Source organism: Cohnella hashimotonis, assembly GCF_030014955.1.
Taxonomy (GTDB): domain Bacteria; phylum Bacillota; class Bacilli; order Paenibacillales; family Paenibacillaceae; genus Cohnella; species Cohnella hashimotonis.
Genome location: NZ_JAGRPV010000001.1, coordinates 5,046,017 through 5,066,542 on the forward strand (window position 1 = coordinate 5,046,017; position 20,526 = coordinate 5,066,542).

The 20,526-nt window shown below is 57.4% G+C and carries 18 protein-coding genes; 3 read left to right on the forward strand and 15 right to left on the reverse strand.

Going from position 1 to position 20,526, the window contains the following annotated elements:
• Positions 1-7: 7 nt before the first annotated feature.
• The 3 genes from KB449_RS20360 to KB449_RS20370 form a co-directional block, all read right to left on the reverse strand.
• The gene (locus tag KB449_RS20360) at positions 8-1,567 is read right to left on the reverse strand and encodes an extracellular solute-binding protein (RefSeq protein ID WP_282910112.1); all 1,560 of its coding nucleotides are present in this window, start codon (positions 1,565-1,567) and stop codon (positions 8-10) included.
• 350 nt (positions 1,568-1,917) lie between these two features.
• Positions 1,918-4,134: a helix-turn-helix domain-containing protein gene (locus KB449_RS20365; RefSeq protein ID WP_282910113.1), complete on the reverse strand. Its 2,217-nt coding sequence runs from the start codon at positions 4,132-4,134 to the stop codon at positions 1,918-1,920.
• An 89-nt stretch (positions 4,135-4,223) separates the two neighbouring features.
• Entirely contained in the window at positions 4,224-4,493 is a 270-nt protein-coding gene (locus tag KB449_RS20370) for a YolD-like family protein (RefSeq protein ID WP_282910114.1), read from the reverse strand.
• Between the two features lie 114 nt (positions 4,494-4,607).
• Between KB449_RS20370 and KB449_RS20375 the strand changes: the two genes are divergently transcribed.
• From KB449_RS20375 to KB449_RS20385, 3 genes are all read left to right on the forward strand, one after another.
• Complete coding sequence (locus KB449_RS20375; RefSeq protein WP_282910115.1) at positions 4,608-5,366, forward strand: IclR family transcriptional regulator; 759 nt, start codon at positions 4,608-4,610, stop codon at positions 5,364-5,366.
• Between the two features lie 205 nt (positions 5,367-5,571).
• Positions 5,572-6,345, forward strand: a complete 774-nt coding sequence (locus KB449_RS20380) for an SDR family NAD(P)-dependent oxidoreductase (protein WP_282910116.1) — start codon at positions 5,572-5,574, stop codon at positions 6,343-6,345.
• Positions 6,346-6,377: 32 nt separating this feature from the next.
• Positions 6,378-7,271, forward strand: coding sequence for a fumarylacetoacetate hydrolase family protein (locus tag KB449_RS20385; RefSeq protein ID WP_282910117.1), 894 nt, complete (start codon positions 6,378-6,380; stop codon positions 7,269-7,271).
• A gap of 329 nt (positions 7,272-7,600) precedes the next feature.
• Here KB449_RS20385 and KB449_RS20390 read toward each other — a convergent pair whose 3' ends face one another.
• The 12 genes from KB449_RS20390 to KB449_RS20445 form a co-directional block, all read right to left on the reverse strand.
• Complete coding sequence (locus KB449_RS20390) at positions 7,601-8,563, reverse strand: C-terminal binding protein (protein ID WP_282910118.1); 963 nt, start codon at positions 8,561-8,563, stop codon at positions 7,601-7,603.
• 49 nt (positions 8,564-8,612) lie between these two features.
• Complete coding sequence (locus tag KB449_RS20395) at positions 8,613-9,758, reverse strand: trans-sulfuration enzyme family protein (RefSeq protein WP_282910119.1); 1,146 nt, start codon at positions 9,756-9,758, stop codon at positions 8,613-8,615.
• 67 nt (positions 9,759-9,825) lie between these two features.
• Entirely contained in the window at positions 9,826-10,704 is an 879-nt protein-coding gene (locus KB449_RS20400; RefSeq protein WP_282910120.1) for an SMP-30/gluconolactonase/LRE family protein, read from the reverse strand.
• A gap of 36 nt (positions 10,705-10,740) precedes the next feature.
• Positions 10,741-11,799, reverse strand: a complete 1,059-nt coding sequence (locus KB449_RS20405; protein ID WP_282910121.1) for an SGNH/GDSL hydrolase family protein — start codon at positions 11,797-11,799, stop codon at positions 10,741-10,743.
• 20 nt (positions 11,800-11,819) lie between these two features.
• On the reverse strand, positions 11,820-12,719 hold the full coding sequence (locus KB449_RS20410) for a DMT family transporter (protein ID WP_282910122.1): 900 nt from the start codon (positions 12,717-12,719) through the stop codon (positions 11,820-11,822).
• Positions 12,720-13,880, reverse strand: a complete 1,161-nt coding sequence (locus KB449_RS20415; protein ID WP_282910123.1) for a mandelate racemase/muconate lactonizing enzyme family protein — start codon at positions 13,878-13,880, stop codon at positions 12,720-12,722. It abuts the gene before it with no gap.
• A 24-nt stretch (positions 13,881-13,904) separates the two neighbouring features.
• Positions 13,905-14,924: a zinc-dependent alcohol dehydrogenase gene (locus KB449_RS20420; RefSeq protein ID WP_282910124.1), complete on the reverse strand. Its 1,020-nt coding sequence runs from the start codon at positions 14,922-14,924 to the stop codon at positions 13,905-13,907.
• Between the two features lie 2 nt (positions 14,925-14,926).
• A complete protein-coding gene (locus tag KB449_RS20425; protein WP_282910125.1) occupies positions 14,927-16,534 on the reverse strand; it encodes a hypothetical protein in 1,608 nt (535 codons plus the stop codon).
• Between the two features lie 19 nt (positions 16,535-16,553).
• The gene (locus KB449_RS20430; protein WP_282910126.1) at positions 16,554-17,258 is read right to left on the reverse strand and encodes a PIG-L deacetylase family protein; all 705 of its coding nucleotides are present in this window, start codon (positions 17,256-17,258) and stop codon (positions 16,554-16,556) included.
• Positions 17,259-17,324: 66 nt separating this feature from the next.
• Complete coding sequence (locus tag KB449_RS20435) at positions 17,325-18,158, reverse strand: carbohydrate ABC transporter permease (RefSeq protein ID WP_282910127.1); 834 nt, start codon at positions 18,156-18,158, stop codon at positions 17,325-17,327.
• The gene (locus KB449_RS20440) at positions 18,158-19,042 is read right to left on the reverse strand and encodes a carbohydrate ABC transporter permease (protein ID WP_282910128.1); all 885 of its coding nucleotides are present in this window, start codon (positions 19,040-19,042) and stop codon (positions 18,158-18,160) included. Before KB449_RS20440 ends, KB449_RS20435 begins: the two co-directional genes overlap by 1 nt.
• A 67-nt stretch (positions 19,043-19,109) precedes the next feature.
• The gene (locus KB449_RS20445) at positions 19,110-20,480 is read right to left on the reverse strand and encodes an ABC transporter substrate-binding protein (protein WP_282910129.1); all 1,371 of its coding nucleotides are present in this window, start codon (positions 20,478-20,480) and stop codon (positions 19,110-19,112) included.
• Between the last annotated feature and the right edge of the window lie 46 nt (positions 20,481-20,526).

The following is a 20,526-nucleotide window of genomic DNA, read 5'->3' on the forward strand; positions in this document are numbered from 1 at the left end:
AAACGAGTTATTTCGAGTTCGCTTTGAGCCGGTCCAATGCGACCTGATAAGTCTCAAGCAGCTTCTTCGCGCCCATTTTGTCCAGCTCGGCCAGGAAGGCATCCCACTGCGACATCGGGGTCTCGCCGTTAATGAACTTGGCGACCGAAGCTTCGTAATGCTTCAGCACCTGCTCTTCGATCAGCGCGACCGCGCTCTTTTCCTCGTTGGTGAGCGGAGGCGTGATGTTCATCGTCGGGAATTGATACTTTTCCGCTTCGGCGTATGCGTACCGCTCGTTTTCGTTGCTCAGCGACAAGGAGGATTCCATGTTCGCCAGTCCGACCGCGCCAGTCGTGAACATGCCGAGCTCCTTGCGGAGGTCGTTCGGCTCTTTGAATTGCGGCAGCAGCTTGCGCTTGCCGTCTACCATCTCATAGGACTCGCCTTCTTTGCCCCAGCTGAGCAGGTCGGAGCCTTCATCGGAATAGATGAAGTCAAGATAGCGGAGCGCGGCGTCCAGGTTTTTCGTCGTGGAAGAGACGGCGAAGCCGTATTCTTCGAAGTTCGCTTTGGCGAGATAGGGCTTGTCGCCTGCGCCGAGCGGCGGCGCCATGAACTTCAGATGGGCACCGTCCTTCAGCTGCGAATTCATGATCTCGATCTGACCGATGTATTGGATGGAGATGAACGATTTGTTCGTCGTCATGAACTGCGTCCAAGCCTTGTAGTCCATGGACAGCCAGTCGGGCGGGAACAAGCCTTCCTTATAGAACTTGTTCAAATACTCGACCAGCTTCTTGAAGTTAGGGTCGGCTACGCCGAATTTCATTTTTTCGGTGCCCGGCTCCTCATAGAACCAAGGGTAGATGCCGAACGCCGGCGCGAAGGATCTCATCGTGCCGATGCCGTGGCGGAAGACGAACGGATAGCTGTCGGGATACAGCGCCTTCAGCTTTTTCGCCGTTTCGTACAACTCGTCCCAAGTGGTCGGCACTTGTAGCGAATGCTTGGCGAAAATATCGTCGCGGTAGAAATAAACGACATTGTTGCCCGCGCCGCCTCCGTCGTTGATAATGTTGTACATTTCGCCGCCGGGCGAGGTCATCCGTTGGGCCACCGTCGGCCTTTCCTCCAAATACTTCTTCACGTTCGGCATTTTGTCCAAATACTTGGACAGGTCCAGAAATGCGCCTTGCGGCCCGTACTTCTGCGCGTCGGCAGGGAACACGGACATCAGGTCCGGCATGTCCCCGGAGGAGATGGCGAGGGGCAGAGACTCGGGACCCGTCTGCAGCTCCTGCTTGATCTCGATGTTGGTCGCATCCTTGATCCATCGCCAGACGGCCCAATCCGGCTTGACGGGCCATGCTTGCGATTGGTCGGTCAGCAGCCGGAGGGTTGCCGGCTCAGCCGGCGCCACCGTTGCGGACGCGCTTGCCGTACCGCTCGGACTGGCGGACGGCGAAGGCGACTGCGCGTTCTTTTCGTTGTTGTTGCTTGAACAAGCCGCGAGCGAAGTCGTCATCAAGATTGCCGATAACAGAGTGAGGCTGAAGATTTTTTTTCTGTGGTTGTTTTTCTGCATAACCTTGAATACACCATCCCTTTTCGATTTTTATGGCTTCCCTTCTGATCCTTGCAACGAATCCTTGCAACAAGTCGGCGAATTCGCTTTCGCCTTGCAGCGACCGACCCGATACCGCAATCGTACAGTCCGGCCGGCCTGCGCGTACATCTTCTGAAACGCCTCGATTGCAATTCCTTTACGGTTTTCTAAGAATAATATCAGCTTTCGAAAAACAGCCTATAGCCCATTATGGCAGGAAATCCGCTCAAGCCGGCAGGTCACGCAAAAAAGCCTAAGCCCTCGACCGGCCCGGGCCAAACAAAAAACGGATGACGCCCGGTCAGGCGCACCCGTTTCTAAATCCGACTTTAAACCGATTCATTTCGTTTCCTGAATTCGCTGGGCGTCAACCCCATATACTTTTTGAACATCCGGTTGAACGACGTAATGTTCTTATACCCGACCTGTTCGGCGGCTTCGCGAATCTTCAGCCCTTCGTCGTCCAGCAGGAGAGCCGCTTTTTTGATCCGGGTCTCGTTGATATAATCGACGATATTCATGCCGGTCTTGTTTTTGAAATAGGAAGACAAGTAGCCGCTGCTCATCTTGAATCTGTCCGCCAGCACGTCCAGGTAGATCTCTTCGGCCAAATGCTCGTTGATATACTCGGCGATCTGGACCGTGACCGGATGCTTCTCGTCCTTCTTCTCCCGGACGGCCTGCGCCGTTCCCGTCACCCACTCGAGGAGCAGCAGCTCCAGCTCGAAGAGCGTACTGCATCGCGCGATCCGCTCCCCCTCCCGGACCATAACGGCATCGACCTTGTCCGGGTCCAGCGGGAAAGGCGTAACGAAGCCTCGAATCTTGGCGGCTGCGGTCTCCGCGAAGCGCACGAGCGAAGCGGCCGTCGGCGGCTTGCGGTGCCACTTGGCGAACTGCTGCTCGATCAAGGCGGCCACTTGAGCCCCATTCCCTGCCTTCAGATTCGCCTCGAGCTCCTTCTCCTGATCCGGCGAGAATCCGATCGCGACCGGCACGCCGGACCGCTCCGAGATGATCTGCGTCTCGTCGGTCAGCAGCCGCTCTCCCGCCAGCTCCTGCGCCTCTTCGTAGGCGGAAGTCAGTTGATTCGAAGCGGAATACGCGGATGTGACGGCCATCGTCATGATGCCGTGCTCCCGGTCCTGATCGAACACTTTTTTCATTTCGCCGAGCCGCGAGCGCACCTTGTCCAGGTTTTCCGTGAACACCAGGCTTAAGATCTGGTCCCGTTCGATCTGGAACGTAAGCGAGCCCGGAAAATCCGGCTTCAGCTGGCTGTCGATGAAGATCCTCAAATAGTACACCCAGTTCTGGATGATCGCCGGCGTATTCGCCTCGTTTTTGCCCGGCTGGATCTGGAAGAGAACGAAGACGAACGGCTTGTCGGCAAAATCGAGCGACGATGCGTCCGTATCCTGGCCGCGGATCGCTTTGAGATGATTCATGAACGACAGCTGCCTGGTCAGCATCCGGTTGCCGTGAATCTGGCCGCTGATAATATCGAATTCCTTGATGCTCGAACGCAGCGGCGCCGTCTCGCCGTTCATGCCCCGGATCGATTCGATGACCCGCTTGAGCGGATTGTTGATTCGGGCCGCGAACAGAAACGAGAACAGGATGCTGAGCGTGATGGCGGCCAGAATGCTGGCGAGCAGCGTAATATTGATCCGGGTCTGGGCGGCGATCCGATCGACGGGCACGCGGCTGACATAGGTGAAGCCGGTTCCCTTGCCTTTGAACGTAAAATAATATTTGCCGTCCCGGACGAACGGTTCGGCATCCTTGGTTTCCTGCAGTTCTTCAAAGGAAAGAAACGGCTCGCCTTCCGTTCTGCCGAACATGGGTTTACCTTGCGCGTCGTAAATCATCAGTTCTTCGTTCACGCTTTGATGATAGGCTTCGTACATCTTGGCGGCATTGAGAAAGACGATCATGACGAAACCCGGATTGTATTGTCCCTTGATCACGACCGGGATCATCTCTCCGAGCGACAGCCGGTTGCCCTCTATGATCTCCGAATAAAACGGAGCTGCGGGCCAAATTCGGTACGTGTTCTTTTCCTCGAACTGCTTCGTCCAAAATTCAAGCGGATAATCCGAGCTGGTATAGAAGACATTGAACATCGCTTTGGCGTTCGTGCTCGTCCCCTTCTCCAGCACGAGATCGTTCGGTTTGGAATAAAACACGATATTGTTGATGTAATAATACGGCACGGTCGTCCACTGCTGGATTTCGCGCACGATTTCCGGATAGAGCGTATTCGCGGGTTTGTTCTGAAGCAGCAAAATCTTCTCGTCCGAAAAAAACAGCAGCATCTGCTTCTTGATGAGATCCAGATGGTTCTCGTAGCTGTCCCGGGTATTGGCGAGCATGGAGGTGTTGTATTTCACGACCTCGTGCTTGACGCTCTTCTTGGATTCGGAGACGGAGTAGAAGGTCAGGGAGGCGAGCAGCAGGACGATGCACAAAAAGCCGGCGATAAGCCTTAGGAATAGGGAGTTCGTTCGATTTCTGATGAAAAGGATCGGTCGAATCTTTTTCAAGCCGTTCCCGCCTTTAGAGTGGATCGCATTCGCCCGTTTGTTCTCCCTATCTTACCAAAGCCGATGATTTCTGTATACCGGAAGCGCGGTCAATCTCTGGGGTTATCGACTCGCATGATGTCCAGGAAAGGCAGCTTGACGAGCTTCTCGAGCGTCTGGACATGAACCAATCTCGTGCGTGCGTCCAGCTTGACGATCCGGCCTCGTACGGGCTCGGGCTCGTCCCATATCGTTAGAACGACGGTGCTGTCCTCCTGCTTGGCCTCCACCAGACGCTCTCCCAATTCCTCGAGCTCGAACTCGTCGCGCGTCGGACGTTTGGCTTTATATTTCTTTCCCGGTTTTTTTATCTCTGGCAATTCGGTCTACCTCCTTAAGTCAACTCTCCTATTCTACCAAATAACGACGGCGTTATGGGAAAAAGGTGCTTGTGATATAATAAACCCAGTTTATCAGAGAAACCTGGTGAGAAAATGGAACGTACGGATCGCAAATATTGGGTGCCGGCTTTGGAAAGAGCCCATGAAGTTCTCCATTGCATCGCGGCCCGCCCTTCCCGATTGCGGATGATGGACTTAGTGTCCGAGACGGGAATCAACAAAAGCACGATGTTTTCGCTTCTGCAGACGATGGAGGCGCTGCAATGGGTGAATCGGGAAAAAGGCGAAACCTACGCCCTTGGCCCCGTATTCGCCACGCTGGGCCGCGCTTATTTTTCCGGCATCGATCTGGTCGCGCAGTTTCAGCGCTTGGCGGCGGAGGCCGCCGAACGGGTAGGCGAGACGGTACAGCTTGCCCGTCTGGAAGGAACCCATATTTTGTATCTGGCGAAAAAAGAAGCGCCGGCGCCCGTTCGGCTCGTCTCCGAGCCGGGCATGCGGATTCCCGCCTATGCGACGGCGATGGGAAAAGCGCTCTTGGCGCATTTGCCGGACGAGCAGGTTCGCGCGTTGTTCGCGAACGCCGCGTTCGAGCGATTTACCGAGAAGACCACTTCGAATGTGGAGGCGTTGCTCGTGCAGCTCGCGCGGGTCCGGCAGATGGGCTATGCCGTGGACGAGGAAGAGGTCGTGAACGGGATTGCATGCATCGCGGCAGCGGTCAAAAACCCGAGCGGCGCGCCGGCGGCGGCCGTCAGCTTCACGATGCCGCTGCCTCGCTGGGAAGCCAAGAAGTCCGACGCCCAAACGGAAGTGCTGCGGCTGGCCGAGCAGCTGTCTTCCCTTCAATAGTGAATAGCCGAATGTGGCATTGAAAGAAGCATTGAAAGAAGCATTATTAAAGCATCGAATGACTCCGATGCAGAACTCGTTTTCAGCGCCAGGCGCGTGTGAAAGCGGGTTCTTTTTATTGACCGCCGCAAATGCCGGATGTTATATTAGTTTTATATAATAAATCAAGTTTATTATAATAAACAAAAGGATGTGAATACCGATTATGCGGCTGAACGGCAAAGTATGTTTAATTACGGGTTCGGGTTCCGGCATCGGTAAAGGCTCGGCCTTGCGCTTCGCGCAGGAAGGGGCGATCGTCATCATTAACGACCTCGATCGGGCGAAAGGCCAGGAGACGGTTGACGAAATCAAGCAACGCGGCGGCAGCGCCACGTTTATCCCCGGCGATGTCACGTCGCCGGCCGAGATGGAAGCGATGGCGCAAGCTGCGCTTCAGACATTCGGGCGCGTCGACGTGCTTTTTAACAATGCCGGCATCAGCGGCGTCGGAGCGCTTCACGAGCTCGAGCTCGAGCAATGGGACAAGGTGATGCGCGTCAATATCGCCGGCGTGTTTTTGCCGAGCAAATACTTGCTGCCGAGCATGATGGCGCGCAAGTCCGGCTGCATTATCAACATGTCGTCCTGCATCGCCGAGATCGGGCTTGCCCGCCGCGCCTCCTATGCCGCATCCAAAGGCGCCGTCCTCGCCTTAACCAAGTCGATGCAGGTGGACTACGCGCCTTACGGGATCCGCGTGAACGCCTTGCTGCCGGGCACCATTTTTACGCCGTTCGTCGAAAACTACTTGAAAAATTCCTACGACGATCCGGAAAAGGCGATCGAAGCCATCAAGAGCCGCCAGCTCAGCGGCGAGCTTGGCAGGCCCGAGGACGTGGCCAACGCCGCGTTGTTCCTCGCTTCGGACGAAGCCGGCTTTATGATGGGCTCGCCGCTTTATATTGACGGTGGCGTCACGTTCGGCAAAAATGCATAATTGTTTTAGACTGCGATAAGGAGAGTTAGAAGATGAAATTCGTAACGATCAGGGAAGACCTTGAGCTCGCGTTAGGCGTTCTCAGAGGGGAAGAAATCGTACACCTGCGCAAAGCGCTGGAAGCCGTGCCGGCGCAAGGCGTGCCGACGGACGCGATGGACTTGATCCGCGGCGGAAAAGAAGCGGTCGCAGCGGTCGAACGTTATCTGGGCCAGCTCCCGGCAGGACCGCAAGCCTACCTGCTGCAGGAGAGCGATGCCCGCTACGGCCCATGCGTAACGGATCCGGGCAAAATCATCTGCATCGGCTTGAATTATCGCAAGCATGCCGAGGAATCGAACGCGCCGATCCCGGAATATCCGATCCTTTTCAACAAGTTCAGCAACACGCTGGCCGCCCATGGCGACGATATCCCGCTACCGAACCGCGTGACGAGCGAGGTCGACTACGAAGCGGAACTGGCGATCGTTATCGGCCGGGACGCCAAGTACGTCAGCAAAGACGAAGCGCTGGACTATGTATTCGGCTACTGCTGCGTCAACGATCTGTCGGCGAGAGATTTGCAGATGCGGACGCAACAATGGCTGCTCGGCAAATCGCTCGACAAGTTCAGCCCGCTAGGCCCTTACCTGGTCACGGCCGAAGAAGTCGGCGATCCGAATGCGCTGGCCATGAGATCCATCGTCAACGGCGAAGTTCGGCAGAACTCCAACACCTCGGACATGATCTTCCCGTGCGACGAGATCGTCAGCTACGTTTCCCAGCATATGACCCTGTATCCGGGGGACGTGATTCTGACTGGAACTCCCGAAGGCGTCGTCCTCGGCCTCCCCAAAGAAGAGCGCGTGTACCTGAAGCATGGGGATATCGTCACGATCGAGATCGAAAAGCTGGGCTCGCTCACGAACCGGATGGTGGACGAGTAAGAAACGGCGCCCGCGAAACGCAAACGGGATGGAGCAGAGACATTTCCTGCTTCATCCCGTTTGCCAGTCGATTTGTATGCGTATGGGCTTCACTCTCTGGCCCTCCGCTCACGCGTCATCCACTAAGCGCAAAATTGCGCTATTCCAGCTTGCATGCTCGCCACTCGCTCGTCCGCCGCTCACGCGTCGCCCACTATAGCGCAAAATTGCGCTATTCCAGCTTGCATGCACGCCAATCGCTCGCCCACCGTACACGCGTCGCCCGCTATAGCGCAAAATTGCGCTATTTTCGTATCAAGGTCCCCAGCCGAGGCGACACAGCCTCTCCGTTACAGATCCTTTTTGTTCACGACGTTCGGAATCGCCCGTCCCTCGAGAAAATCGATGATGCGCGCCGAAGTCAGGTTCCGCAGCCGCGCTTCGGATTGCTCGGAGTACCAGGCGATATGGTTGGTGACGATCGCTCGGGGATGATGCAGCAGCGGATGATCGTCGGCAGGCGGCTCTTCGGTCAGGACGTCCAGTCCCGCAAACGAAATATCCCCCCGGTTCAACGCTTCCAGCAAATCGCCTTCATGAATGAGCGGTCCGCGCGAGACGTTGATCAGCACCGGCTTCTTTTCCATCTTGGCGATGTTGTGCCGGTTAATGATGTGCTTCGTTTCCTCTACGTACGGACAGTGCAGCGAGATCAGATCCGATTGCGCGAGCAATTCGTCCAGCGATACGAGCTCGACGCCTTCGGGGACGTTGGCCCGGCTCAAGTACGGATCGCTCACGATAATCCGGCAGCCGAAGCCCCGCATGCGGGCGATGACTTGCGCGCCGATGCGTCCCATCCCGATCAAGCCGAGCGTCAGCTCCGACAAGGCGAAGATCGGCTTAAGCTCCGGCATGCGCGTCCATTGCCCTCCGCGAACGAGCATAGAGGCGGGGAACAGCTTGCGGTGCGACGCGAGCAGCAGGCTGACGGCATGGACGGCCACTTCCTCCAGGCAATAGTCCGGCACGTTCATGACGGTAATCCCGCGCTTGCTCGCAGCCTCCACCGGGATGCTGTCCAGGCCGATCCCTTCCCGGGCGATCAGCTTCAAGCTGGGCATGCGCGCCAGCAGCGCTTCCGTCACTTGCTGCAGCTGAACGACCAGCACCTCGGCGTCCTTCACTGTCTCCGTCAAGTCCGCGGTCGCGACGCCGTCGTAAATATCCACTTCGCAGCCGGCTTGGCGCAGTATATTTTCTTCAATCGTATAGTCGACGGTCGAAAAATTGACCAGAGCAATTCTTTTCATACAGCAGTCGCCGGTCCTTTCCTTCTAGTTCTCGAATACGCCGAGGCCGTTAAAGCTGCGCCAACGCCTGCTCCACGTCCTCCAGCAAATCCTCCGCGTCCTCCAGGCCGATGGATAGACGCACCAGCTTGTCGACCCTGCTCTCGTATTCGGTCCCGGCGACCTCGTCCCGCTGCCAGCCGATCGCCGTCGCATAGACGAGGCTCTCGAAGCCTCCCCAGCTGACGCCGATCTTGAACCAATGAAGGCTATCTACGAACTTGCGTACCGCCGGTTCTCCCCCGCGCAGCTCGAAGCTGAGCAGTCCCGTCGGCCCGCTCATCTGGGAGACGGCGAGCTCATGCTGGGGATGGCCGGGCAGCAGCGGGTAGTTCACCCGCTCCACCTGAGGATGACCGTCCAGCAGCGCAGCTACGCGCAAGGCCGATTCGCCGTGCTGCTTCATCCGCAGTCCGAACGTGCGAAGCCCCCGAGTGGCGAGCCAGGCGTCAAATGGAGGAAGCGCGCCTCCGATCACGCCGATCTCGATCGCAGTCAGCTTGCGAATCGTATCTTGACTGGATACGACGACGCCGCCGGTCAGGTCGCTGTGACCCGACAAATATTTGGACAACGAATGGACGACGACGTCGAAGCCCCAATCCAGGGGCTTGAGCGTCGCGGGAGTCGCGCAGGTATTGTCGATGACGGACACCAACCCATGCTCCCTGGCGATGGCGATCGCGCCACGAAGATCGAAGACGTCCATGAACATCGTGGAGTAGCCTTCCGTATACAGCATGCGGGTGTTCGGCTTCAAGACGCCGCGAATGTTATCCAGGTCGCGGAAGTCCACGAAATCGCAGGTCACGCCGTAACGCGCCATCCATCCGGACAGCATGGCGTAGGTGCCGCCGTAGATCGGGTAGCTGCAGATCACATGATCGCCCTGCTTCAAAAAATGAAGCAGCGCGGTAGAGACCGCTGCCATGCCGGACGCGAACACTTTCGCGGCTTCCCCGTTATCGAGCGCCGCCAGCTTTTTTTCCAGCATGTCCGTCGTCGGATTGCCCATGCGCGAATAACGGTACGGCGCTTCCGACTTCATCTCGTCAAATGAATTCGCCGTAAACAAAGAATTCAAATATAAAGGAGGCACGACCGCCCCGTGAACAGTTTCTTCGCCGAAATGGGCAAGCATCGTCTGCATGCGCATAGGACTTCACTCCGATTGATGTAATGGTAAGTTGCCGGATCTCCGGGCCAAGAACGTTCAGACGGCACTAAGCGCCGAAAGGCACTGTCGCAAAACCTTGCGTAGCGGTCTTGAAGCGAAACACGCCCCCGGCGTTCGGCTCGTCGAGCAATTGCCGCTCGCTGAGCCCCTGTCTGGCCGTCGTGATATACAGTTCGTCCAGCCGCTCGCCGCCGAACGCGCAGGAGGTCACATGCGAAGCGGCGACAAGGACGGTCTGCAGGCGCTCGCCGGTCGCGGGATTGCAGCGGATCACCTTGCCGCCGCCCCAGATCGCGATCCAGAGCATGCCTTCCCGATCGATCGTCATCCCGTCCGGAAGCCCCTCGTCGTCGCCGATGCGGACAGCCGTCCTTGGCGCTGTGAGGCTTCCCGTCCCCAGGTCGTAATCGAACGCGACGACTTCCTGGGTCGTCGAATCGATGAAGTACATCGTCCGGTTATCGGCGCTCCAGGCGAGGCCGTTGGAAATCGTGATGTCCGTCAGCACCCGGCGGCAGCTGAGATCCGCTTCCAGGCAATACAGGGCGCCGGTCGGGCCTTCCTCTTTCTCGTCCATCGTCCCCGCCCAGAACCGCCCGGCGGCGTCGCACTTGCCGTCGTTGAACCGGTTGCCGGGCAGATCCGTCTCGATCCCGACGATCTGAACGGCCGATGTCGAGATCGGGTCGTACCGATAGAGGCCGTCCCGCATCGCGCAAATAAAGCCGCCTGTCCGCGCGGGAACGAATGCGCCGACCTCCTGCGTCATAACGACGCTGCGGTGCTCCCCCGAGTATGGCGTCAGCCGGTGGATCCTTTTATCCGTAATGTCCGTCCAATAGAGCCATCCGTTGTCCGAATCCCACCACGGCCCTTCGCCTAACGTATTGCGAGCATCGTACAATAGCTCCGCCCGATCCGTCATCGCTGCCGCCTCCCGTTTCTTCGTCTATATAACGGTTCAATCGCCTTGCAGGATCCCTCGAAGCAGCGGCGTCAAGCCGTCCGCGATCCGCATATGGCCGAGGTCGGTCGGATGAACGCCGTCAACGGTGCATTCGTTCCAGATATCCCCGAGCAGGTCGGCCCCATCATGGAAATGAATGAAGCGATCGCCTTCACGCTTCAAGGACCCCACCAGATCCCTTTGAAAATCCCTTCTCACGATCCGGTCCTCATAGGAGGCGGTATTCGTGTGCTCATAGCCGTAAGGGATTCTCGATAAAACGAGTATCGGCACCTCGGCATGCTTGCCGCGCAAAATGCGAAGGAATGCGGGCATCGTACGGATCAAATCGTCCGCATGCACGTTGTTGGCATCGTAATCTACGACGATACACGCCGGATTATCAATGTCGTTGATCATCCGCGCGATCTCGGGATCGCCCTTGCCGTTGCCCGAAAAGCCCAAATTGATAAATTCCATATCGAAGCGCCGGCTTAAAATGTTCGTAAAAGACATGCCGGGCCTGGAGACGCAGCCTCCCTGCGTAATCGACGTTCCATAGAAAACGATCTTGTCCTTGGCGGCATAAGCCGGAAATTCAAACACGCCTGCATCCGCATTCGTCCCGATTTGCACGTCGCGCACGCCCTGGAACAACGGGAAATGAAGCGTCACATACCGCGTTTCGGGCTGCACATTATTGAAAAAAACGTATTCGTATTCGGCAGCGTCGTGGGCGAACCGGGTCGTCCCATAGTAGAGCTGCGAGCCTGGCTTGCCTAAATAACAATCAAAGCCGTTAACCGCCGTAGCGGCGATATGCTCCGCGACGTTCGGCGCGAACAGCTTCGCCTTGATGACCAGCCTGGTGGCGTCGGTCGCAAAGCGAATCTGTCCGCCCGACGTGTTGTCCGCCAACTCGTCCAGAATCTCGCGAATGGCGCCCGGCTCCACGGTAGGCAAGCGACGATACTTGCGCTCCGCCTCCCACCAGGCAAACCCGGCTATTCGAAAGGGAGCACGGTCCGGCGAATGCCAACGCAGCGGCTCCTCATCGTCAGTCGTTCTGTTCATATCCGTCTGCCTCCTTATCCTCAGGTAACCGTACTGGCGGGAAGCGCCCGGTCTGCCCGCTTCTTGTTGGATACGGCAACGCCGATGACGATCAGCGCGCCGCCCGCGATCTGCGACAGCATGATCGGATCGCCGAGGGCGACATAAGCGACCAGAATCGCCACGAACGGCGGAATGTTCATGAACATCGCGCTCGTCGAAGCGCCAGCCACGGAGATGCCCTGATTCCACCACAAGCCGGCCAAGCCTTGCGCGATCAACGCGACGACGATCAGCGTAGCCCAGGTAAACGGGCTGCCGCTGGCATGCAGATGGCCTTGCGCCCATTCGACGCCCGCTGCCGGGAACAACAGCGCCGTGCCGATAAGCGTCGAATAAATCGTGACGTCGATCGACTTCATCGTCTCCGTCGCCTTGCGGATCAGCAATACGCTTACGGCCAGCGTCAGCATCGCGAGCAGAATGAAGAAATCCCCGCGCGAGACGCCCGTGACCTTGCCGCCGTTAAGCACGATGACCGCAACGCCGACGAGCGCCGTCAGCGCGCCCGCCATTTTTAAGCCGGTCACCTTTTCCTTGAGAAAAGCCCGCGCCAGAAACGTCGTCGCGATCGGCGACAAGGCGATGATCAAGGCCGCGTTCCCAGCGCTGGTATGCGTCAGTCCGACAAAATAAAAGATCTGGTACATCAGGGAGCTGGTCAAGCCGATCAATACGAGCCACATCCATTCGCGCCTGGTCGGCTTCCTCACCGTTTGACTCATCCATCCGACGCCGAGCAGAAACATCGAGGTGACGATGAGCCTGGACAAAGCGAGCAGGATCGGCGAAAATTCCCGCAGCAGGTAAGCGCTCGCCACATAGTTGCAGCCCCACAAGACGGAGACGGCCAGCAATTTTAAAATGACGGGGCGAACCACTTACAAAAGCTGCCCGATGCGCGGCTGGAACTGCGGATCCTGCGGATCGTAGAACACCATTTCCCGTTCGAAGTTCTCGCCGAAGCGGTCGAGCTTCGTGATGTCCAGATCGATGCCGAAGCCCGGACGGTCCGGCACGGCGATGGCGCCGTTGTTGAAGACGAGCTCCTCGCGAAGCAGATCGCCCTTCATGAACTTCAGATGCGTGTCGTTCGCGAACGGGAAGTTCCGCGAAGAAGCGACCATGTGTACGTTGCCGAGCGTGCCGATGCCGGTCTCGGCCCAACTGCCCGTCACGCACCAGATGCCCGCGTGGTTGGCCAGATCGACGATCTGCTTGGCCTTCAGGATGCCGCCGGCTTCGGACGGGTACACCAGAAAGCATGCGCAAGCACGCTTGTCGATCAATCGCAGCGCATCCTCGTAGGTGGCGCAGCCTTCGTCTGCGATGATCGGCACGTCGACGGCGCGGGCGACGGCGGCCATGCCGTCCACGTCGTCATAACGCGTCGGCTGCTCCACCATCTGCAAATCGTACTTCTCCATCTTGCGGATCGCCTTGATCGCGGTCGGCACGCTCCAGTTCTGGTTCGCGTCGATGCGGATTTTCATCTTCGGTCCGACCGCTTCCCGCACGGCCTTCACGCGCTGCGTATCCAGGTCGATGTCGCGTCCGACCTTCAGCTTCAATTCGGAATAGCCCGCAGCGGCGAACCTGCGCGCTTCCTCGGCATTGTTTTCCGGCTTGTCGATGAAAATATAACCGGAGAAGGCGACCTCCTGCTTCACCTTGCCGCCGAGCAGGTTATAGACCGGCGTGTTCAGGATTTTGCCGCGCAGATCGAGCAGCGCCATCTCCACGCCGGCCATGCCGTAGTAGCCGATTTGCTTCCAGTTGACGCAATACTCCTCCAGGCGGTGAAGGATGGACTCCAGCTCCATCGGATCGCGCCCGATGAGGAACGGGGCGAATTCCTTGTCCACGACGGTCTGGATGACCGGGATGGTAGGTCCGACAGACTCGCCGATGCCGATCAGGCCTTCGTCCGTCTCGATCTGCACGATCAGCGAAGGCGCGCTGTACCGGGTGCCGCCTGACCATTTCTCGCCTTTGTGGAACGGAATTTTAATCATTTTGGTATGGATCGCCGTTATTTTCATGGCAGTTCAGCTCCTCCTAAGTCTTTATGAATGGCTGACGATAATTTTAACCGCTTCATCCGGTTCGTTCCGGGCGAATGCGATCGCCAGGTCCAATTCCTCGAACGGATAACGCTGCGAAAGGAGCGGCTTCACCTGCACGCTGCCGGAAGCCATCAGTTCTAGCACGCGCGGCCATACCTGCGGCGCGTTGGTCGAGCCCGACAGCGTCAATTCCTTCAGTACGACCGCTTGAATGTCCGCCAGGATCGGATGGCCGGGCAGCCCGAACAGCAGCAGCTGACCGCCCCGCTTCAACAGGTCGATGCAGAGCTTGAGCGACGCTTCGTTGCCCGCCGCGTCGATCGCGATATCCTGCGTCTCCGCCGCCTCCGGTTCAGCCGCTGCCGCATCGGGCGAACGCAAGTTGACCGTGACGTCCGCGCCGAGCCTGCGCCCCAGTTCAAGCCGGCCGTCCCGCATGCCGAACAGCGTAACCTTGCTCGCGCCGGCCGCTTTTAGCAGCTGCACGTAATATAAGCCTGTCGGGCCGTCCCCGATCACGGCGGCATGGCACCCCAAGCGTATATCGAGTTTATCGATGCCGCCCAGACAGCAGTGCAGCGTCTCGGCTTGCGTCGCCTCCTCGAAGCTGACGGCATCCGGCAGCCGGTACAGATTCGCCGCCGGCGCGACCAGATATTCCTGCCAGCCCCCTGGGTAGTGCAGCCCGATCTCGCCGGACTGCGCGCAGCGGTGCTTGCTGCCGGCCAGGCATTCGCGGCAGACGCCGCAGCCGATCAGCGGATCGATGCACACGCGATCCCCCGGCTGCCACCCGTCCACGCCCGGACCGATCCGCTCTACGACGCCGGCGAGCTCATGGCCGAGCGGAAGCGGCGGCACGCCGAAGCCGGCGTGGCCGCTCATGATATGGAGGTCGGTACCGCAAATGCCGATCGACACGATGCGGATCTCCGCTTCGCCCGTGCCCGGCTGCCCGCGCTCGGCCGTCGTTGACGTCACTTCGTTCAAGCCCGTCCACTGCCATACCTTTTTTTGCATCGTCAGCCTCCGAGTTCGACCTGGGTATCGTATTCGGTCCATGCGCCATCGCCGCCTAGCGTGGCGAAGGACAATGGCTTTAACGAAACCGCGTGCTGCGTGCCCGCGATCCTTACCGTTCCACGGTTTTCTGTCTCAAGCAGGTTATACAAAATGACCTTGCCGGTCTCCTTGAGCCAGATCAAGCCGATGTTGCTTCCATCTACGACTCGCGGAAACTGCCCGTCGTCCTCGCCGATCCGCCGTTGAAGCGACAAGATCTCTTCCTCGGTAGGTCTCGTCGTCGTCTTGTAGTCCCAGATCTTCAGATTCGCCGCTCCCGGCATCAACCGGTCCAGCGCCACTTTGTTTTTGAGCGCGGCCGTCCGATCGAAGATCACCTCGCGATAGGAAGACAGCTTCTTCTCCCACGCCGCAGTCAGTTCATAGTCGCCGAAAAATAACAGCAGCTGTCCGTCCTCGCTGCGCTGGTCCGCGCGAACCGGCTTGACCGGCAGCCCCGCCAGCACCGGCAGACTTGTCGGAACGATCGGCTCCGCATAAGCGCCGTGCGTACCGTAAGCTAGGTGCACGGGATAGCTTCTTGCCGCGCCCGCAGTCGCCGCATCCAGCTCCCGCAGCACTGGAAGCGCATCCGCAATCGCTTTCCAGTAGCTTTCTTCCAGTACCCATGTCCCGCTCATGAAGAGGACGTTCTCCAGTCCCGATGCGATCGCCATCTTCGCCTTGTACACCAGGTTGTGTTCCTTGAGAGAGCGCGGCGGGAAAATGGTCGATTCGCTGTGCGCGAGCCGTTTGTCCAGGAAATTGAGATGATAGGCGATGCCCAGCATTTCTTCCGCTTTGGCGTACGGCTTCGTAAAGCTCCCGTCGTTGAATTGCAGCTCGCCGACTCGAAACAGCGCGTCCGGGATGCGGTCTCGAATGGCGGGGATGTCGATCCCGTGCCGCTCGTCACCGAAGTGCATGACCATAATGCCGGCTTGAACGCCTTCTCGGTCCGTCGCTTCCATGACCGCCGTAATTTTGTCGCATTGGAAGGCCACCCAATCCTTCGCGAGCTCCGGGTTGATCTTCTTCGTCAGCTGCGCCATCAACGACTCCCGGGTCTCCGAGCGATCGTACAGCCCGTTGAATTCCGACAGGCAGGCATCGCAATAGCAGCCTTCGATAAATTCGTTGAAATTGCCGACGCGCAGGTCGTCGTCCAGGAAAACTTCCTTGAATCCCGCCTCGCGCAGCAGACTGGCGGCCTTTCCGTTGTCCTCGATCAGACAGCGGTCGATCGCCCCGCAGAAATAGACCGTCTCTCCCAGGTTGTCCACCCGGTAATGCCAGGTTTTCGGAATCTCCAAGTCCAGATCCGGGTCGTCCGGATTAAGCGCGTTGCCCGGGTGACCGATCGGGATCGTGACCGAGCCGACCTCGAAGCCGTACGATTCCGCGAACGCCTTCGCTTCCTTCAATTCATCCGGATCGACCATTTTGCCCGAGTAAAATCCGGCGATCCAAACTTTCTGAATGCCGGCCGCTTTCATCTGTTCGGCTAAGGCGTCTCTCGTCGCCGGATCGAGCAAAGGTTCGTGAGCCATACTATATTGCAGTTTCATAGCCCGCAGCCCTCCACCTTTACGGAAGTAATTTGAAGTTCGGCATATAGCCGTGAATCCGGAAAGCTCTAAAGCCTTCGGCATAAACGAATCCCGCTTGCAGCCCTCTGAACTTGTCGGTGATGTCCAGGATGTCGATCAAGCCGTGGGTTTGATACACGTCCATCCAGGCATATTGGCTCCTGTGCATCGCCAACGCTTCTTTTTTCGTCTCGAACACGTCGGTAATGTCCACGTAAACTTCCGGCTCAAAGCCGATGCCGACCGGCGTTCCGTAATAAAAGAGCGAAGGATTTTTGGCGATCGGCGGCTCGTCGGCAGGTATCAGCTTGCCGGGAATCGACAGGATGACTTCGCTCACGATTTTCCCGGTGATGGCGTGATCCGTACTCGGATCTCCGGGATAATTGACCAGGATCACGTCCGGATTTGCCCAGCGAATCGCGTTGATGACGGCTCGCCTTGTCTCCGGCGTGTCCTGCAGGCCCTGGTCGTCGAACCGGAGGAACTTCACTTCGGCTCCGAGGAGCGTGGCCGCCTCCAGTTGTTCCTGCTCCCTCACCTGCGCGATCTCTTCCCGGCTGTCGTACTCGTTGGACCCGATGTTCCCGCTTGTCGTCAGCGCAATGAAAATGTCGTGTCCTTGCTGCTTGTACTTCAGCAGCGTTCCTGCGCAAAATACCTCGATATCGTCCGGATGCGCGCCGATCGCCAATACGTTCATGCCGAATCCTCTCCTCTTCTTTTTTGGAATGGCCGTTGCCAGGTGCTTTGCCACAATCGTTGCGATCTAGCCTTTGACGGCGCCGGCGGTAATGCCGGACACCATGTACTTCTGCGCGAACATGAACAGGATCAAACAAGGAATGATGCCCACCAGAATGTCCGCGAACACCAGGTTCCAGCTCTGGCTGTACTTCCCGAAGAAGGAGTAGATGCTGAGCGGCAACGGGTATTGCGTCGATTTGGAGAAGTACAGATAGTAGGCAACGTTGTTCCAAACGGCGATAAAAACGAAAATCGATACCGTAATCGTTACGGGCTTCAATAGCGGGAAGACGATCCGGAAATACAGCTGGTACGGATTGCTTCCGTCGATAATCGCAGCTTCGTCGATCTCGCGGGGAATCGTCTTGATGAACCCGGTGAACAGGAAAATACCGAAAGGGAGCGTGGCTGTAACGAAGAGCATGACCAGACCAATATACGTATTGTTCAGGTGAAGAATGCGCATTTCCAGGTAGATCGGAATGATCGAGCCCGGAACGATCAGGCCGGCGATAAAATAGTTGTAAAAGAAGGTCGAAATCTTTCGCTTGATTCTGGCCAGGTAAAAAGAGCACATCGAAGCGACGACAACATTGGATACGACCGTGATCAAGCCGAGCAGCAGGCCGTTATACAAGCCTCTTAAGATATCGGACTCTCTGAATACGATCGCGTAATTGTCCCATACCGGCTTGGACGGCAGCGACAAACCCATGAGGCCCGCGCCCGTCGAATCCTTAAGCGAGTTGGAAAACACCATCCAGATGGGAATCAGGTAACAAAGGGCGACGGCGATCATCAATATTTCCAGGATGGCCCTGGACGGCGTAAGCCTCCATCTCTTAAGCAGCTGCATTAGTATTCGACCTCCATTTTCTTAAACAAGCCAAGAAGCGTGAAGCTGGAGATACTAACCACAACCGTGAATACAAGACCGGCCGCCGCGGCGTAACCGTACATGCCCTGCGAGAAGTTGGCGAAGATGAATGTGCCGAACACCTCGGTCGCTCCGTTCGGTCCGCCGTTGGTCAAGCCGTATACTTCGCCGAACACGTTCAAGCCGGAAATGAGCACGAGCAAGGTATTGATCGTCAATGCATGCATCGTCAAGGGCAGCGTAATGTAGCGGAACTTTTTGAACCCGCCTGCGCCGTCGATCGTAGCCGATTCGTAGAAGTCCGCGGACACGGATTGCAGACCCGCGAGGAAAATCACGACCGTCGAGCCCAAGCCGACCCAGATGCCCATGATAATGACGGAGTACAGCGCAATTTTCGGCTCCGTCAGCCAGTTTTGAGCGAGCGATCCGAGCCCGACCTTCCGGAGGAACGTGTTGATCGGTCCGTAGGTGGGATTATAGAGAGCACTGAATACCAGGGAGATGACGAGCGGATTGATGACGACCGGGGAGAAGATGATGACCCGATACGCATTTTTGAACTTCACCTGATTATTCAGAATGATGGCAAGGCCATAACCGAGCGCAATGACGAAAACAGTATGCAGCACGGTGTACAATAAGGTGTGTCTGATTGCGCCGAGAAACCCGGACGATTCGAACAAATCCTTGAAATTTTGCAGTCCGACGTACGTCGGCTTCAATAGGTAAAACGTCGACCAATCCGTAAATGCAGCTGCCAGACCGACAAAGCTCGGAACGACCGAAAACACCGTATAGAGGATGACTGCGGGGACGATAAAAAGAATCGGGTAATTTTTCAAGATCATTTTGGGAACCATAGCAACCACCTTTCTTAAAAGGGATAATCCTTTGAATGTCTCATCGGATTATCCCTTTTACGATTAATTAGAAACCTTCTGTTTTGGCGGCTTTGTTCACCTTGGCGTAATCCTTGTACCAATCGTCAAGCGCTTGCGCCGGCGCCTTGCCCGCCATCATGTCGTTGACGTGCTTGTTGAAGTCGCCCAGCTGGAAGTTCGGATCGAGGTATCCGAGCAGGAACGGCGCGGCCGGAATGTTGTTCGCGGCGATCATGTCGGCCATCGATTGCTGAAAGTGATTGAGGCCGACCGTGAAGTCCTTGTACGGGGAGATGCCCGATCCAGGCGTGCCGTCTTTGGTGTTCAGCAAAATGAAGTTGTCCTTTTGCGTCGCAAAATTGATGAAGTCGTTCGCTTCGGCCTTATGCTTCGCGTTGACCGGAATCGACATTGCGGCTTCGTCCGTCGGCGGGAACGTAGCGGCGATATAATCGTCGCCGAGCGTGAACGGCATGTAGCCGAGCTTTTCCGCCTTGGCCTTGTCTTCCTTTTCGAAGTCGCCGTAGGTGACGTCCGGATAAAACTCCATGGCGATCGTGCCGTCGAGCAGTCCCTTCTGGATGATCGGCTGATCGGAGGACAGATAATCCTTCGCGATGTACTTCTTCAAGCTCACGTACCGGTTAATCATCTCAAGGTATTCGGGAGAATCGGCCGGCTTGATCTTGTTCGTCGAGATTTGCTTCGCAAGGTCCGGATTTTTGGCAAATACGTACGCGCCGCCGACGAGGTAAGGCTGGTTGGCCGTCCAGGTCGATTTGCCTGCGAGACCGAGCGGGGTGACGCCCATCGCGAGCAGCTTGTCGGCTGCGGCGATGAACTCTTGATACGTCTTCAGCGGCACCTTGATGCCGGCCTTGTCGAATACTTCCGTGTTATAAATGACGCCATAGAAGCTGTGCGGCGCGACCGGCGCTTGATAGAACTTGCCGTCGATCGTCGTGACTGCCGCGACTGTCGGGTCGATGCGATCGAGGATCGGTCCCGTGATCGGCTCCAGGAAGTTGGCCGGGATGTAGTTGAAGCCTTTATTGTGGAACAGCAGGTCCGGCGCGTCGTTCGTAGACATCTTGGTCTTCATGACGTTGAGGTATTGATCGTCCGGCACGACTTCCTGCTTGATCTTGTTGCCGGTAGCGGCTTCGTACGCTTTGAGCATATCTTGAACGCCGGAGCCGGCCATCCAGGAGGTCGGGCCCATGAACGTCAATTCGACGGGATCTTTGGCCGGCGCCGCCGATTCCGATGCCGCAGCCGAGCTGGCCGGCGCAGAGCCGCTTGGAGCAGCGCTTTCTCCCGCCGCGTTGTTATTGTTGTTTCCTCCGCATGCCGCCAGTGTGGTGGATAACGCCAGAATGAGACCAAGTGAGACCGATAACTTTCTTTTGTTTGCCATCGTCTGTAACCCCCATTAGTTGAAAATACGTGCGTCGTATCCTGCC

Coding starts and splice junctions, on each gene's coding strand:
- KB449_RS20430 (WP_282910126.1), bottom strand. CDS start 17,258: ATGAACGTATTGGCGATCGGCGCGCATCCGGACGATATCGAGGTATTT.
- KB449_RS20445 (WP_282910129.1), bottom strand. CDS start 20,480: ATGGCAAACAAAAGAAAGTTATCGGTCTCACTTGGTCTCATTCTGGCG.
- KB449_RS20375 (WP_282910115.1), top strand. CDS start 4,608: ATGGAACGTACGGATCGCAAATATTGGGTGCCGGCTTTGGAAAGAGCC.
- KB449_RS20440 (WP_282910128.1), bottom strand. CDS start 19,042: ATGGTTCCCAAAATGATCTTGAAAAATTACCCGATTCTTTTTATCGTC.
- KB449_RS20400 (WP_282910120.1), bottom strand. CDS start 10,704: ATGACGGATCGGGCGGAGCTATTGTACGATGCTCGCAATACGTTAGGC.
- KB449_RS20415 (WP_282910123.1), bottom strand. CDS start 13,880: ATGAAAATAACGGCGATCCATACCAAAATGATTAAAATTCCGTTCCAC.
- KB449_RS20425 (WP_282910125.1), bottom strand. CDS start 16,534: ATGAAACTGCAATATAGTATGGCTCACGAACCTTTGCTCGATCCGGCG.
- KB449_RS20405 (WP_282910121.1), bottom strand. CDS start 11,799: ATGAACAGAACGACTGACGATGAGGAGCCGCTGCGTTGGCATTCGCCG.
- KB449_RS20385 (WP_282910117.1), top strand. CDS start 6,378: ATGAAATTCGTAACGATCAGGGAAGACCTTGAGCTCGCGTTAGGCGTT.
- KB449_RS20360 (WP_282910112.1), bottom strand. CDS start 1,567: ATGCAGAAAAACAACCACAGAAAAAAAATCTTCAGCCTCACTCTGTTA.
- KB449_RS20390 (WP_282910118.1), bottom strand. CDS start 8,563: ATGAAAAGAATTGCTCTGGTCAATTTTTCGACCGTCGACTATACGATT.
- KB449_RS20395 (WP_282910119.1), bottom strand. CDS start 9,758: ATGCGCATGCAGACGATGCTTGCCCATTTCGGCGAAGAAACTGTTCAC.
- KB449_RS20420 (WP_282910124.1), bottom strand. CDS start 14,924: ATGCAAAAAAAGGTATGGCAGTGGACGGGCTTGAACGAAGTGACGTCA.
- KB449_RS20380 (WP_282910116.1), top strand. CDS start 5,572: ATGCGGCTGAACGGCAAAGTATGTTTAATTACGGGTTCGGGTTCCGGC.
- KB449_RS20435 (WP_282910127.1), bottom strand. CDS start 18,158: ATGCAGCTGCTTAAGAGATGGAGGCTTACGCCGTCCAGGGCCATCCTG.